This is a genomic window from Pseudomonas syringae pv. coryli str. NCPPB 4273 (assembly GCF_000972175.1).
Taxonomy (GTDB): Bacteria; Pseudomonadota; Gammaproteobacteria; order Pseudomonadales; family Pseudomonadaceae; genus Aquipseudomonas; species Aquipseudomonas syringae.
This window is the reverse complement of record NZ_AWQP01000048.1, coordinates 174918-190152: the sequence shown is the minus strand read 5'-3', so window position 1 is coordinate 190152 and position 15235 is coordinate 174918. Positions and strand designations below refer to the sequence as shown.

The 15235-nt window shown below is 63.0% G+C and carries 2 protein-coding genes; both read right to left on the bottom strand.

Annotated features, from left to right (window positions below; translation table 11 throughout):
- Window positions 1-124: 124 nt before the first annotated feature.
- Window positions 125-8755 (bottom strand): non-ribosomal peptide synthetase, encoded by an 8631-nt coding sequence (locus P406_RS19700; protein WP_046237098.1) that lies wholly within the window; start codon window positions 8753-8755, stop codon window positions 125-127.
- A 1-nt stretch (window position 8756) separates the two neighbouring features.
- Entirely contained in the window at window positions 8757-15221 is a 6465-nt protein-coding gene (locus tag P406_RS19695) for a non-ribosomal peptide synthetase (RefSeq protein WP_046237097.1), read from the bottom strand.
- Window positions 15222-15235 lie beyond the last annotated feature (14 nt).

Here is a 15235-nt window from a genome sequence, read left to right as displayed (position 1 = left end):
CTTACGTCGCAATTTGCGTTGTCAGTGCCATCGTGGTTGAAAAGCACTTATGGAGCAGTGGCTGGCAATGAATGGCCATCGTCCCCACGCTCCAGCGTGGGAATGCCGTTCGTGACGCTCTGCGTCACACCAACCGCTCGGCAAGCGCCTGCAGAAACGCTTCCGCGATCACCAGGTTGTCGTGTCGCTGATCGATCGTCGTCGAGCTGCGCAGTCCGTTGACCGAGCATTGTTCCAGCAGCACCGCTTCGGCCTTGGCAATCTGCCCCGGTTTGCGGCTTTGCCCTGCCCACCAGCAATCGGCCTGTACATTGAGGGTCTTCAAGGTAAACGCCTGGCTGAGTTTTGCGTTGGCTTCCAGCAATGTGTAACCGGTTTCGATTTCGTCCTGCACCGCAATGTCCTGGAACATGCTGCGCAGGCTGTCGACGTTCATTGCGTGTTGCAGCGCGATCTGCTCGATCACTCGATCAATCACTTCACTCTCCCCGGTCACCGACTGCCGGGCCGTTTCGATCAGGTCGACAATGGTTTGCTCCTGCAAGCCCGGCACAAAGGCCTGCAGGCTCTTGATCAGGCTGCGGTAGTAGTTTTCGCCCTGCTGCTGCGTGGTGACGTGCGGGTCCTCTTCGACCCATTGCATGCCGACCGATGCAGGTAGCTGGGTGTCGACCAGCCCGAGAAAGCTCACCACCTCGCCAGCACGCTCCAGCACATGCGCGACCTCGATGGCCAGCGCGCCGCCCATCGACCAGCCCAGCAGGTTGTAGGGCCCGTGCGGCTGGGTCATGCGGATCTGCTCGACATAGTAATCGACCATGTCCTGCCACGACGTATCGAACCAGCCCGGCACCACGTAGGCCTTGTTGACCAACCCGTAAACCCGTCGGCTGTCGCTCAACTTGCCCGCCAGCGGGTAATACGAATAGGTGCCGCCGCCGCCCGGCGGCAGGCAGAACAGTGGCGCATGTGTCGATCCGTTGGTATTCATGGCGATGACCGCCGATTTGACCCTGGCTTCATCGGCGCGCATGAAATCGGCCAGTTCGCCCAGGGTCTGCAGCAACAGCAAGTCATGCAGCTTGATGGAGATATCGAACGTCTCGCGAATCCTGCCCGCCAGTGAAACCGCCAGCAGCGAGTGCCCGCCCAGCGCGAAGAAGTTGTCGTTGAGCCCGACCCGTTCGACGTGCAACACCTGCTCCCACAACGCAGCAAGGCGTTGCTCGAATGCCGTACGCGGCGCCACATAACCCTGCTGTGAGCGGGCCACGTCCGGTTTCGGCAGCGCTCTGCGATCCAGCTTGCCATTGGCGGTCAGCGGCATCGAATCAATAACGACAAAGTAGCTCGGCACCATGTAATCCGGCACATGAGCCTTGAGGTGGGCCTGCAGACGCTCGCGCAGAACGTCCGGCGCCTCAGCGGCATCGGTCGGCACCAGATAGGCCACCAGTTGCTTGCCGGACGGCCCGTCGATGTCGATCACCGTGGCTTCGCGCACGGCGGCATGCTCATGCAGACGCGCTTCGATTTCGCCCAGCTCGATGCGCAAACCGCGAATCTTCACTTGATGGTCGATACGCCCGGCATAGTCGATAACGCCCGTGTCGCGATAACGCGCCAGATCGCCAGTGCGGTACAGTCTGCCGCCGCCCTGCTCGTCGAACGGGTCCGGTACGAAACGCTCAGCCGTCAGAGCTGCTCGGTTGTGATAACCCCGCGCCAGACCGACGCCGCCCAGGTACAACTCCGCCGCCACGCCCTGTGCAGCAGGCAGCAGGCCGTCGTCGAGGATGTGGGTTTTCAGGTTGTCGATCGGCCGTCCGATCGGCACGCTGAGCACGTCGTCGGTGGTGCACGTCCAATGGGTCACGTCGATGGCCGCTTCGGTGGGGCCATACAGGTTGTACAGGCCGGCCTGCGGCAAACGCTTGAGCACCTGGGCGGCCAGCTCGGCAGGCAGTGCTTCGCCGCTGCATACCACTCGGCGCAGCGTGTTGCAGCTTTCCACCTGAGGATGAGCCATGAACGCCTGCAGCATTGACGGCACGAAATGCAGGGTCGTGACCTGATACTCACGGATGGTCTGCACCAGCCGCTCGGGGTCGCGGTGCTCGCCCGGTAGCGCCACGACCAGAAGTGCGCCGGTCATCAGCGGCCAGAAGAATTCCCAGACCGACACGTCGAAACTGAACGGCGTCTTCTGCAGAACCGTGTCGCTGCCATCCAGCGCGTAAGCCTTCTGCATCCAGTGTAAGCGGTTGACCAAAGCACGATGGCTGTTGCCCGCGCCCTTGGGTTTGCCGGTCGAACCCGAGGTGTAAATCACATAAGCCAGATTCAATGGATGGCTGAGGTTAGCCGGGTTGGCGGTGCTGTAACCCTCCAGCCAGTCGCCGTCCTGATCCAGACACAGGCTCTGCACCTGATGCGGAACCGGCAACCGCTCCAATAGCGCCGTCTGGGTCAACAACAAACCGATACCGCTGTCCTGCATCATGTAAGCCAGACGGTCCTCGGGATAATCCGGGTCCAGCGGCACGTAGGCGCCACCGGCCTTGATGATCGCCAGCAGACCGATGACCAGTTGCAGACTGCGCTCGACACAGATCCCCACCAGCACGTCCGGGCCGACGCCCGACTCACGCAGGCGATGCGCAAGCTGATTGGCGCGGGCGTTGAGTTGCGCGTAGCTCAGTTGTTCAGTGGCGAAAATCAGCGCCGGAGCGTCCGGCGTGGCACGCACCTGGGCTTCGATCAGATTGTGCAGGCACTGCTCGCTGGGGAAGTCTACGGCTGTGGCGTTCCACTCGCGCAGAACATGCTGCTGCTCGTCGTCGTTCAACAGCGCCAGTTCGCCAAGCGCCGCCTGTGAGTCATGCGCCAGCGCCTGCAGGACCTGCTGAAAATGCGCCGACAACTGCGCCATGTGTTGCTCGCTGAACGACTGACGGGCGTAACTGAAGCGCAACGACAGGGTTTCACCGAGATTGACCACCAGCGTCAGTGGGTAATGCGTCTGCTCCTGCGTATGCAGACCGCCGAACACCAGCCCCGGCGGCGCCGCTTGTTGCAGGGCTTCGGACACCGGGTAGTTTTCGAACACCAGAATGGTGTCGAACAGCGCCTCGCCAGCGCTGCGTGCCCAACGCTGAATCTCGTACAGCGGCGTGTGTTCATGCTCTCGCAGAGCGATATTCTGCGCCTGCACCTGTTGCACCCACTCCGCCACGCGCTGCTCGGCACGTGGGCTGGCGATCACCGGCAGGGTATTGATGAACAGCCCGAGCTGCTCCTCGACACCCGGCAGGTCCGCCGGACGCCCGGCCACGGTTGCGCCGAAGGTGACGCTGGACTGCCCCGTGTAGCGTTGCAGCACCAGCAGCCAGGCCGATTGCACCAGCGTGTTGAGGGTCACGCGCTGCTCGCGGGCAAACTCGCTCAGTTGCCGGGTGTTCTCGGCGTCGATCAAGTGCAGGTAATCACCGTGCCCCTCGCCGTTCTCAGGCGCCTTGAAGGCCTGCACCAGCCGCGTGGGCTCATCGAGTCTGGCCAGCTGATCGGTCCAGAAACGCTCGCTGAGCCCGGCATCCTGGCGCTGCAACCATTCGATGTAGTCACGATAGCGGCTGACCTGCCTCGGCAGTGTCTGGCCGCTGTAACGCTGCAGCACTTCACCGAGCAGGCGCGAGCTGCTCCAGCCATCCATGAGGATGTGATGACTGGTGTAGATCAGTTGATGGCTCTGCTCGCCGGTGCGCAATACGGCCAGGCGCAGCAACGGCCCCTGGGCCAGATCGAAACCCTGCTGGCGGTCGGCATCGGCCCATTGATCGATCCAGTCAGACGACTGCCCCCGCGCATCCAGCTCGACAAAAGGCATGCGCACATCACGCAAGACCACTTGCAGCGCTGGCTGCAGATGGCTGATGAAAGCGCTGCGCAGCACCTCATGAGCATCCAGCGTAGCCTGCCAGGCGGCGCTGAAACGCGGCACGTCCAGACCGCTGACCTCGATGCGCATCTGGTTGATGTAATTGCCCGCCTCCTGCTCGAACAGGGTGTGGAACAGCATGCCCTGCTGCATCGGTGCCAACGGGTAGAGGTCTTCGATCTGCCCGGCAGCTATTGGCAAACTGCTCAGCTGCGACTGGCTCAGGCGTGCCAGCGGAAAGTCCGACGGGGTTACCCCCTCCACGCCTTCGGTGGTGCAATGGGCAATCAATTGTTGCAATTCGGCGGCGTACTCATCGGCCAGGCGCTGCACGGTCTCGCGCTCGAACACCGCGCCACTGAAGGTCCAGCTCAGGCGCAGCTCACCGGCGTACACCTGACCGTTGATGCTGATCGGCGCAGCCAGCGGCGCAGCGGCACTCTGTGAGGCACCGCTGCTGTCGGCCGAGGGCGTGAACAGTGCTTCCGGTGCGTCGAAGCTGCCGTCGAACTGCCCCAGGTAATTGAACACGATGCTGCCCAGCGGCAGGGCTTTCAGGGTCTGTCGCGCCGATTCGCGGCCCAGGTAGCGCAACGCGCCGTAACCGATGCCCTTGTCGGGCACTGCGCGCAGTTGCTCCTTGATCGTCATGATCGAATCGGCCAGCGAGGCCTGCGGGGTGAGCCTGACCGGGTACACATTGCTGAACCAACCCACCGTGCGGCTCAGGTCCAGTGCGTCGAACAGGTCTTCGCGACCATGGCCTTCGAGACGAATCAGTGCATGGGGCTGCGCGGTCCAGCGGCTGATAACCCGCGCCAGCGCGGTCAGCAGCAGGTCATTGATCTGCGTGCGGTAAGCCGCCGGGGCGTCCTGCAGCAGTTGCCGGGTCAGCTCGCTGTTCAATTGGGTGACCACCGACAGCGCGTGCTGCTGTTGCTGGCCGCCATGCGGATGATCACACGGCAAGGCATCGCTGACGTCCTGCAATTGCGCCTGCCAGTAGCCCAATTCCTGCTCCAGCGCCGGGCTTTGCGCGTAGGCCTGCAAGTGCTCAGCCCAGCTTTTCAGCGAGCTGGTTTTCGCCGGCAACAGCGCTGGCTGACCTGCTGCCAGGGCGATGTAAGCCTGTTGCAGGTCTTCCAGCAACACCCGCCATGACACGCCGTCCACCAGCAGATGGTGAATCACCAGCAGCAGGCGCTGTTCACCTTGCGGCAGGTTGATCAGCACGGCACGCAATAGCGGTCCGTTTTTCAGGTTCAGGCTGCGTTGCGCCTCATCGGCCAGTTCGGGCAAACGCTCGATAGTGTCCAGCTCATGGGTCCAGAGCAGCTCGCGAGTGTTCAGCGTGCCGAAGGTAGCCTGCCATTGGCCGTTCTGCTGGCTGAAACCCAAGCGCAGTGCGTCGTGCTGTTCGACCAACGCCGTCAATGCTGACTGAAGATGAGTGGCCTCCAGCGTTTGCAGCGGCTTGAGCATCAGCGCCTGATTCCAGTGCTGACGCTCGGGGATGTCCAGTTCGAAGAAGCGCGCCTGAATCGGCAGCAACGGCAACGAACCGCTGATCTGCTCTGCTACGGCGGCGGACTTCTTTTGAATCAGTTTCGCCACCGAAGCCAGTTGGCCGATGGTCTGCTTTTCGAACAATTGTTTGGGGCTGAGCTTGATGCCCTGACGCTTGGCACGGGCGATGATCTGCAGGCTGAGAATCGAATCGCCGCCCAGTTCGAAGAAGTTGTCGGTGCTGCCGACCTGCTCCAGCTTGAGGACATCCGCCCACACGGCGGCGAGTTTTTCCTCGATCTCGCCGACTGGTGCGGTGTAACGCTGTTTGACCACGCCAGGTCTGGGCAAGGCGCGCTTGTCGAGCTTGCCATTGGCGGTCACTGGCAGACGCTCCAGGAGCATGATCTGCGCGGGCACCAGATACTCCGGAAGGCGAGCCGCCAGTTGCTCACGCAGTTTGTCGACGTTGAGGCTCGTGCCGCCCGCCGCCACGCAATAGGCCACCAGTTGCAGACGTGTTTCATCGCTTTCCAGCGGCTGCGCCAGCACCACGGCTTCGGCGACGTTTTTCAGGGTTTGCAGAAGCTGGCCGACCTCCCCCGGCTCAACCCGATAGCCGCGGATTTTCACCTGATCGTCAGCACGGCCCAGGTATTCCAGCACGCCATCCACCCAACGCGCACGGTCGCCTGCACGGTACAGGCGCTGACCGTTAGCGTCCGGATCCGGGACAAAGCGTTCGGCGGTCATTGCCGCACGGCCCAGATAACCCTGCGCCAGCCCGCGCCCGCCCAGATACAGTTCACCGGCCACCCGTTCGGTCACGGGGTTCAGGTAAGCGTCCAGCACCCGCGCCTTGCCGTTGGCCAGCGGCTGACCGACCGGCACACTGCGGCAGGCGTCTATAGGCCCCGCCACTTCGTGGGTCAGGATGCCGACCGTGGTTTCGGTCGGGCCGTAGTGGTTGATGATCCGGCAGCCCGGTTTGAGCGCACGCACCTGCTCGATCAATGCCCAGGCGCTGGCCTCTCCACCCAGAATCAGCACCTGCCCAGGCAGCACGTCCGCCGGGTTGGCGGCCTGCAGCAGGCCCTGCAAATGGCTGGGCACGATTTTCAGCACGTCAACCTGATGCTCGGCCATGTAACGCGCAAAACCGTCAGGGTCGAACGCCTGTTCGTGAGACAGCAGGTGCAGCGTCCGGCCGGACGCCAGCGCACCGAACAACAGCGTGTGCCCCAGGTCGGCAGCGACCGTCGACACCATCGCCATGCTCGCCCCGTCGTTCAATGCCAGGCGCTCAAGCACGCCCTGCACATAGTTGGCCAGCGCGCCGTGGCTGATCACCACGCCCTTGGGCTGCCCGGTGGAGCCGGAGGTGTAGATGATGTACGCCGCTTGCCCGGGCAGCACCCGAACGTCCAGCGACTGGTTGTCGACAGCGGCCCAAAGCGCAGCATCGAACGCCAGCACCGGGCACACGCCCAACCGCGCGGCCTGGTCGTCTTCGGGCGCATGCACCAGCAGCACCGCGCCGCTGTCACGGACCAGTTGCTGCAGGCGCTCGGCCGGTTGCGCGCTGTCCAGCGGCAGGTACACCGCGCCCAGCTTCAGCAGCGCCAGCAGGCTGATCACCCATTCCACGGAGCGGTCCAGGCACAGCGCGACGGTCATGCCCGGCTTGATGTCCTGGGCGTGCAGGTAGCGGGCGAATTGGTTACTGCGTGTCTCAAGTTCGTCAAAGCTCAACACCTGCTGGCCCACACACAACGCGGTCTTGCCACGCCCGGCACGCAGGCCCTGTTGCCAGAGGCTGAGAAAATCGGTGCAGGCAAAGTCCTGGGTTTGCTCGGCGACCAGCGACGATACCGCGTGTGGAAGATCGGCCAGACGCCGGTCGGTGTCCGAAACCAGTGCGTGCAGCACGCTGCGCAACGCGTCGGCGATACGCTCAATGGTCTGCGCTGCGAACAGGTCGGTGGCGTAGGTGAAATAACCGCGTACCCCGTCGGGCGTGTCGGTGAAGTCGAAGGCCAGATCGAAACGCGCATCGCTGCTGCCCATCGGGAACTCATCGACCGTCAGGCCCGACACGCGCTGCCCGCTGCCATCGGCCGCCAGCACGTGCTGATTGATCTTGAACTGGAACAGCGGGTTGTGACCCGGATTGCGCTCCGGCGCCAAGGCATCCACCAGATGCTCGAACGGCAGTTCCTGATGCGACTGCGCGCCCGTGACCACCTGCTTGACCTGATCCAGCAGCTCGGCAAAGCTCTGCCGCTCATCCACCTGCACACGCAGCACCTGAGTGTTGATGAAAAAGCCGATCAGCCCTTCCAGCTCGCTGCGTGTGCGCCCGGCATTGGGTGCGCCGATGCGGAGGTCGGACTGCCCGCTGAAACGCGACAGCACCACCGACAGCGCCACCAGTGTCACCATGAACAGGGTCTGGCCGTTGTTGCGCGCCAGGCTTTTCAGTTGCGCGGAGAGTTGCTGCGGCAGGTCGACGCGCACAGTCGCACCGCGATGGCTGGGTTGCAGCGGACGCGGATGATCCAGTGGCAGGCTCAGCAACGGATGTTCGCTGCCCAGTTGCTGTTTCCAGTAGTGCAGCTGCCGCTCGCCCTCCCCGGCCTCCAGCCAGGCGCGTTGCCAGATCGCGTAGTCGGCGTACTGAATCGCCAGCGCAGGCAACGGCACTGGCTGCCCCGATACCTGCGCCTGATACAACTGCACGAACTCGCGAATCAGCACTTCGCCGGACCAGCCATCGGACACCACGTGATGCATGCACACGGTCAGTACGTGTTCGCTTTCACTCAGCTGGAACAGCTTGACCCGCAGCAGCATCCCACTCAGCAGATCGAAGGGCTTTTGCAACTCGGCGCGCACCTGCTGCTCGATGTCTGCGGGCGCCACCGACGCGAACTCGAGGGCGACCGTGGCCTGCTCGAGAATCTCCTGATAGAACACGCCGTCCTCCGAAACGAAGCGGGTACGCAGGGTTTCATGACGCTGCACCAGAAGGTCCAGCGCCGCGCTCAGGGCCTGACGGTCCAATGCGCCATTCAGACGCACCGCCATGGGCACGTTGTAGGCCGCGTTGCCCGGCTCCATCTGCCAGAGGAACAGCATGCGCTGCTGCGCGTAGGACAGCGGAATACGCGCTGCGGCATGCCGGGTCACGGCGATGGGCAGCAGTTTGAAGCTCTGTCCGGTCTCATGCATCTTGGCGAGGATCTGCCGACGCTGCTCGACGGGCAAGCCGACGAAACGCTGGGCGATACGCTCTGCTGCAGACTTGTCCATGTCAGATACCCGCCATTTCATTCATCATTTTTTCAATATCGGACAAGCCGTCCTCGGTCAGCGACAGGCCACTGCCAGCGAAGGCCTGAATAAATTCGTTCAATTGCGGTTTCTCGAAGATCAGGCGCAGCGGAATGTCGATTCCCAGGCCGGTGTGGATTCTGGAAATCAGCTGCGTCGCCAGCAGCGAGTGGCCACCGAGCTCGAAGAAATCGTCGCTCAGCCCGACACGCTCGACTTTCAGCACATCGGCCCAGATCGCCGCCATCTGCTGTTCCTGCTCTGTGGACGGCGCGACGTACTGGCGCTGCAACTGGCTGGCGTCCGGTTTCGGCAGTGCCTTGCGATCGAGCTTGCCGTTGGCGCTCAGCGGCATTCTGTTCAGCACGATGAAATGCGTGGGCACCATGTAATCCGGCAGCGATTCCTTGAGGAAGGCCTTGAGCGCATCACGCAACTGATCGTCGTGGTGCTCGACCACCAGATACGCCGCCAGCTGTTTGCCGGACGGGCCGTCAACGTCGATCACCACCGCCTCATGAACACTGTCGTGCTCCAGCAGGCAGGACTCGATCTCGCCCAGTTCGATGCGCAAGCCGCGAATTTTCACCTGATGGTCGATACGCCCGGCATAGTCGATAACGCCCGCGTCGCGATAACGCGCCAGATCGCCGGTGCGGTACAGCCTGCCGCCGCCCTGCTCGTCGAACGGGTCCGGCACAAAGCGCTCAGCCGTCAGTGCTGCTCGGTTGTGATAACCCCGCGCCAGACCGACGCCGCCCAGGTACAACTCCGCCGCAACGCCCTGTGCAGCAGGCTGCAGGCCGTCGTCGAGGATGAGAGTTTTAAGGTTATCGATCGGCCACCCGATCGGCACGCTGAGCACGTCGTCTGTGGTGCACGTCCAATGCGTCACGTCGATGGCCGCTTCGGTGGGGCCGTACAGGTTGTACAAACCGGCCTTCGGCAGCCGCTTGAGCACCTGAGCGGCCAGCTCGGCAGGCAGTGCTTCGCCGCTGCATACGACCCGACGCAGCGTGTTGCAGCTTTCCACCTGAGGATGAGTCATGAACGCCTGCAGCATCGACGGCACGAAATGCAGGGTCGTTATCTGATGCTCGCGGATGGTCTGCACCAGCCGCTCGGGGTCGCGGTGATCGCCCGGCAGCGCCATGGCCAGACGTGCGCCGGTCATCAGCGGCCAGAAGAACTCCCAGACCGACACGTCGAAACTGAACGGCGTCTTCTGCAGAACCGTATCGCTGCCATCAATTTTGTAAGCTTTCTGCATCCAGTGCAGACGGTTGACCAGCGCACGATGGCTGTTGCCCGCGCCCTTGGGTTTGCCGGTCGAACCCGAGGTGTAAATCACGTAAGCCAGATTCAGTGGATGGCTGAGGTTAGCCGGGTTGGCGGTGCTGTAATCCTCCAGCCAGTCGCCGTCCTGATCAAGGCACAGACTGTGTACCTGCGCAGGAACCGGTAGGCGTTCCTGCAACGAAGTCTGGGTCAGCAGCAAGCCAATCCCGCTGTCGTGCATCATGTAAGCCAGCCGATCCTCGGGATAATCCGGGTCCAGCGGCACGTATGCGCCACCGGCCTTGATGATCGCCAGCAGGCCGATCACCAGTTGCAGACTGCGCTCGACACAGATCCCCACCAGCACGTCCGGGCCGACGCCCGACTCACGCAGGCGATGCGCAAGCTGATTGGCGCGGGCGTTGAGTTGCGCGTAGCTCATCTGCTCGGCGGCGAAAATCAGCGCCGGCGCGTCCGGCGTGGCATGTACCTGCGCTTCGATCAGGCTATGCAGACAGGTTTCGCTGGGGAAGTCTGCGGCTGTGGCGTTCCAGTCGTGGAGAATCTGCTGCCGTTCAGCCCTGTCGAGCATCGGCACTTCGGCGATGCACTGTGCAGCATTGGCGCAGATGGCCTGCAACAAGGCCAGCCAGTGCCCGGCCATGCGCTCGATGGTGCGCGGGTCAAACAGCGCTGTCGCGTAGGTCAGGCCAGCGCTCAGGCCACCGTCATGTTCGGCAGTGTTCAGGGTCAGGTCGAACTGCGCCGGGTAACTGTCCGGCAGCAAGGCTTCGACCTGCAGACCTTGCAGCGCGCGGACGTCGGCGCTGGCCTGGCTCTGGTGATTGAACATCACCTGAAACAGCGGACTGTGGCTGAGGCTGCGTTGTGGCTGCAGGGCTTCGACCAGTTGCTCGAATGGCAGCTCCTGATGCGCCTGGGCTTGCAGGGCGGTGTGTTTGACCTGCTGCAGCAACTCGTTGAAGGTCGTGTGCACGTCAAACTCGGCGCGCAGCACCTGCGTGTTGACGAAGAAGCCGATCAGGCCTTCGGTTTCAGCGCGGTTGCGGTTGGCAATCGGCACGCCGACACGAATATCCAACTGGCCGCTGTGACGGTGCAGCAGGCTCTGGAATGACGCCAGCAACAGCATGAACAGGGTGACGCCCTGTTGCCGCGCGACCTGCTTCAAGCCATCGATCAGCGCAGGCTCAAGCTCGACTGCCAGCCGCGCACCGGCATGGCTTTGCACCACGGGCCGTGGCCGATCGGCTGGCAGCTCCAGAATCGGCTGCTGATCGCCCAATTGCTGCTTCCAGTAATCCAGCTGCCGGGCCTGCTCGCCAGCCTCCATCCAGGTCCGCTGCCACAGTGCGTAGTCGGCGTATTGCAGGTCCAGCGCAGTCAAGCTCACCTCACGGCCCTGACTGTAGCCCTCGTAAAGGCGCACCAGTTCATCGACCATGATCGGCATCGACCAGCCATCGGAGACGATGTGATGCTGGGTCAGAATCAGCACATGCTCGTCGGTGTTGAGGTTCAGCAAGCGAACCCGCAACAGCGGCCCCTGCTCCAGATCGAACGGGCGCTGCATTTCCTGCTGCACGCAAGCTTCAAGGCTCTGGCCGCTGGGCAGCGACTCGACAGACAGAGTCAAGGCACGTGGCGGGTGGATGATCTGCAGCGCCTGCTCGCCCTGCTGGCGGAAGGTCGTGCGCAGGGTTTCGTGGCGGGCGATCAGCGCGCTGAAACTGTGCTCCAGCGCAGCGATGTCCAGCGAGCCGCGCAGGCGCAGGGCTGCGGGAATAATGTACGCGGTGTTCTCCGGGTCAAGCTGCCAGAGGAACCACTGACGCTGCTGCGCGTAAGACAGCCCCAGCGGCTGCGTGCGGTCGGCCTTGATGAAGCGCGGCGCGTCGTTGCCCTGCCCTGCGCCCGCTGCCAGCGCGAAGGCCTCCAGATCACGCGTTTCGAACAAGTCGCGTAACGACAACTCGACGTCCAGCTGCTGACGAATGCGCGAAATCACCTGAGTGGCCAGCAGCGAATGCCCACCCAACTCGAAAAAGTTGTCGCTAAGGCCGACCCGCTCGATTTTCAACACATCGGCCCAGATCGCTGCCAGTTGCTGCTCCAGCTCGCCTTGCGGGGCGCTGTAGGTGGCCTGCAACTGGCTGGCATCCGGCGCAGGCAGTGCCTTGCGGTCCAGTTTGCCGTTGGCGGTCAGCGGCATGCTGTCGAGGACGATGAAATGGGTGGGCACCATATAATCGGGCAAGTGCGCCCTCAGTTCGGCTTTCAGCGTTTCACGCAGCGGTTGCTGATCCTGATCGGACTGAGTCGGCACCAGATACGCCGCCAATTGCCCGTCCAGCGCCAGCACGCTCACTTCGCGTACGGCCGGGAGCGCTTGCAGCCGCGCCTCGATTTCGCCCAGCTCGATACGGAAGCCGCGAATCTTCACCTGGTGGTCGATACGCCCGGCGTATTCGATGGTTCCTGCAGCGCGATAACGCGCCAGGTCGCCGGTGCGGTACAGGCGGCCACCCTCGCTGGAAAACGGGTCCGGCACGAAGCGTTCGGCAGTCAGCGCGGCGCGGTTGTGATAACCCCGCGCCAGACCGGCATGGCCGATGTGCAACTCGCCGCTGCAACCCAGAGCGACCGGATTGAAATCAGGGTCCAGCACGTACCACGACAGGTCCGGAATCGCCTCGCCAATCGGGCTGGCCGGGTTCTGCGTGTCGGCCTCGGTTATTGGCCTGTAGGTGACATGCACGGTGGTCTCGGTGATGCCGTACATGTTGATCAGTTGTGGCGCTTGATCGCCAAAGCGCTCGAACCAAGGCTTCAGGCTGGCGACGTCCAGTGCTTCGCCGCCGAAGATGACTGTCTGCAACGACGGCGGTAGCGACAAATCGCAGGCCACACGCATCAGTTGCTTGAACGCCGACGGTGTCTGGTTGAGCACCGTGACCTGCTGTTCGACCAGCAGTGCATGGAATTCTTCCGGCGAGCGGGTCACTTCGCGGGGCACGATCACCAGTCGGCCGCCATGCAGCAGCGCGCCGAAAATCTCCCATACCGAGAAGTCGAACGCGAAGGAATGGAACAGTGTCCACACGTCCTTTTCGCTGAATTCGAACCACTCATCCGTGGCCGCGAACAGGCGCATCAGGTTGTGATGGGCAAGCAAGGTGCCTTTGGGTTTGCCGGTCGAGCCCGAGGTGTAGATCACGTAGGCCAGGTTGTCCGGCGCAGTCTTGTTGATCAGGTTTTCCGAGCTGTAGCCGTCCAGTGCGTCAGCCAGATCGAGCGTCTGCACCTGTGCAGGGATCTGCAGTTTGTCGAGCAGCGACGTGTGGGTCAGCAGCAGCTGGATACCGCTGTCGTGCATCAGAAAGCTCAGGCGATCCTGCGGGTAATCCGGGTCCAGCGGCACGTAAGCACCCCCGGCCTTGAGGATGGCCAGCAGGCCGACAATCATCTCCAGACCGCGCTCGGCAGCCAGCCCGACGCGCACATCCGGGCCAATCCCCTGTTCGCGCAGTTTATGGGCAAGCTGATTGGCGCGGCGGTTGAGCTGTTGATAGCTCAGTTGCTCGACACCAAAGCTCAGAGCGATGGCCAGCGGCGTGCGCTCGGCCTGGGTTTCGATACGTTGATGGGCACAATAAGCGCTTGGGTAAACCGCAAGATCGCGGTTCCAGTCGCGCAGGGTGTTCTGGCGTTCCTCGGCACTCAGCAATGGCAGGTCGGCAATGCGCTGATTGACGTCGCGGCACATGCCGTTGAGCAGGTTGCGCCAATGGCTGGCCATGCGCTCGATGGTCGATGCGTCGAACAGGTCGGTGGCGTAGGTCAGTGCGGCTGTCAGGCCGTCCGGGCGTTCGCAGGTGTCGAGGGTCAGGTCGAACTGCGCGGTGTGCTTGTCGGACACCTGATATTCCAGACGCAGCCCTGCCAGCTCACGGCTCTGGTTGTGCCCTTCACTCTGGTGGTTGTAGGCCACCTGAAACAGCGGGCTGCGGCTCAGGTCGCGCTGCGGCTGCAAGGCTTCGACCAGTTGTTCGAACGGCAGGTCCTGATGGGCCTGGGCCTGCACGGCGGTGTGTCTGACCTGCTGCAACAGCTCGGCCACGGAGGTCTGCGTGGTGAATTCGGCCTTGAGCACCTGAGTGTTGACGAAGAAGCCGATCAGCCCCTGGGTTTCGCTGCGGGTACGGTTGGCGACCGGCACACCGACGCGTATATCGGCCTGACCGCTGTAGCGATGCAGCAGGGTCTGCAACGAGGCCAGCAACAGCATGAACAGCGTGATGCCCTGTTGACGCGCCAGCACCTTGAGGCCGTCGAGCAGAGCGGCGTCCAGCTCGACGTCAAGTCGCGCACCTTGGTAACTGCGCAGCGCAGGACGCGGCCGATCAGTGGGCAACTCCAGAATCGGCTGTTGCTCGCCCAGTTGCTGCTTCCAGTACGCCAGCTGGCGTTCCTGTTCACCCATTTCCAGCCAGTTGCGCTGCCAGAGGGCGTAGTCGGCGTACTGGATCGGCAGCGGCGCCAGTGTGATCTCGCGACCGAGGCTGGCGGCCTGATAGAACTGCATCAACTCCTCGACCATGATCGGCATCGACCAGCCATCGGAGACGATGTGATGCTGGGTCAATACCAGTACATGCTCCTGCCCGCTGAGTTTGAGCACGTTGACCCGCAGCAGCGGCCCTTGCAGCAGATCGAAAGGCTGCTGCACGTGCCGATCCACCCACGCCTCAACGGACTCGCCAGCCCCCAGTTGCTCGACACCGAGCGCAAACGGCGACGCCGGATGCACCACCTGCAGCGCTTCATCGCCCTGCTGTGCGAAGGTCGTGCGCAGGGTTTCGTGACGCTCGATCAGTTGCTCCACGCTGCGTCGCAATGCCTCGACATTCAGCGCACCGTGCAGGCGCAGCGCCAGCGGAATGTTGTAGGCCGCGCTGTGCGGTTCCAGTTGCCAGATGATCCATTGCCGCTGCTGCGCGTAAGAGAGCGCGGACGGTGCCTGCGTCTCCCTCACGGCAATCGGCGTGACCCCGTAGAGATTCACCCCTTGACGCTTGAGCAGCACCGCCAGCGCCTTGCGTTCACGGGCGGACAGCGATTTAACGGAGTCAAGCAACTGTTGCACTGGGGTCTCTCCTG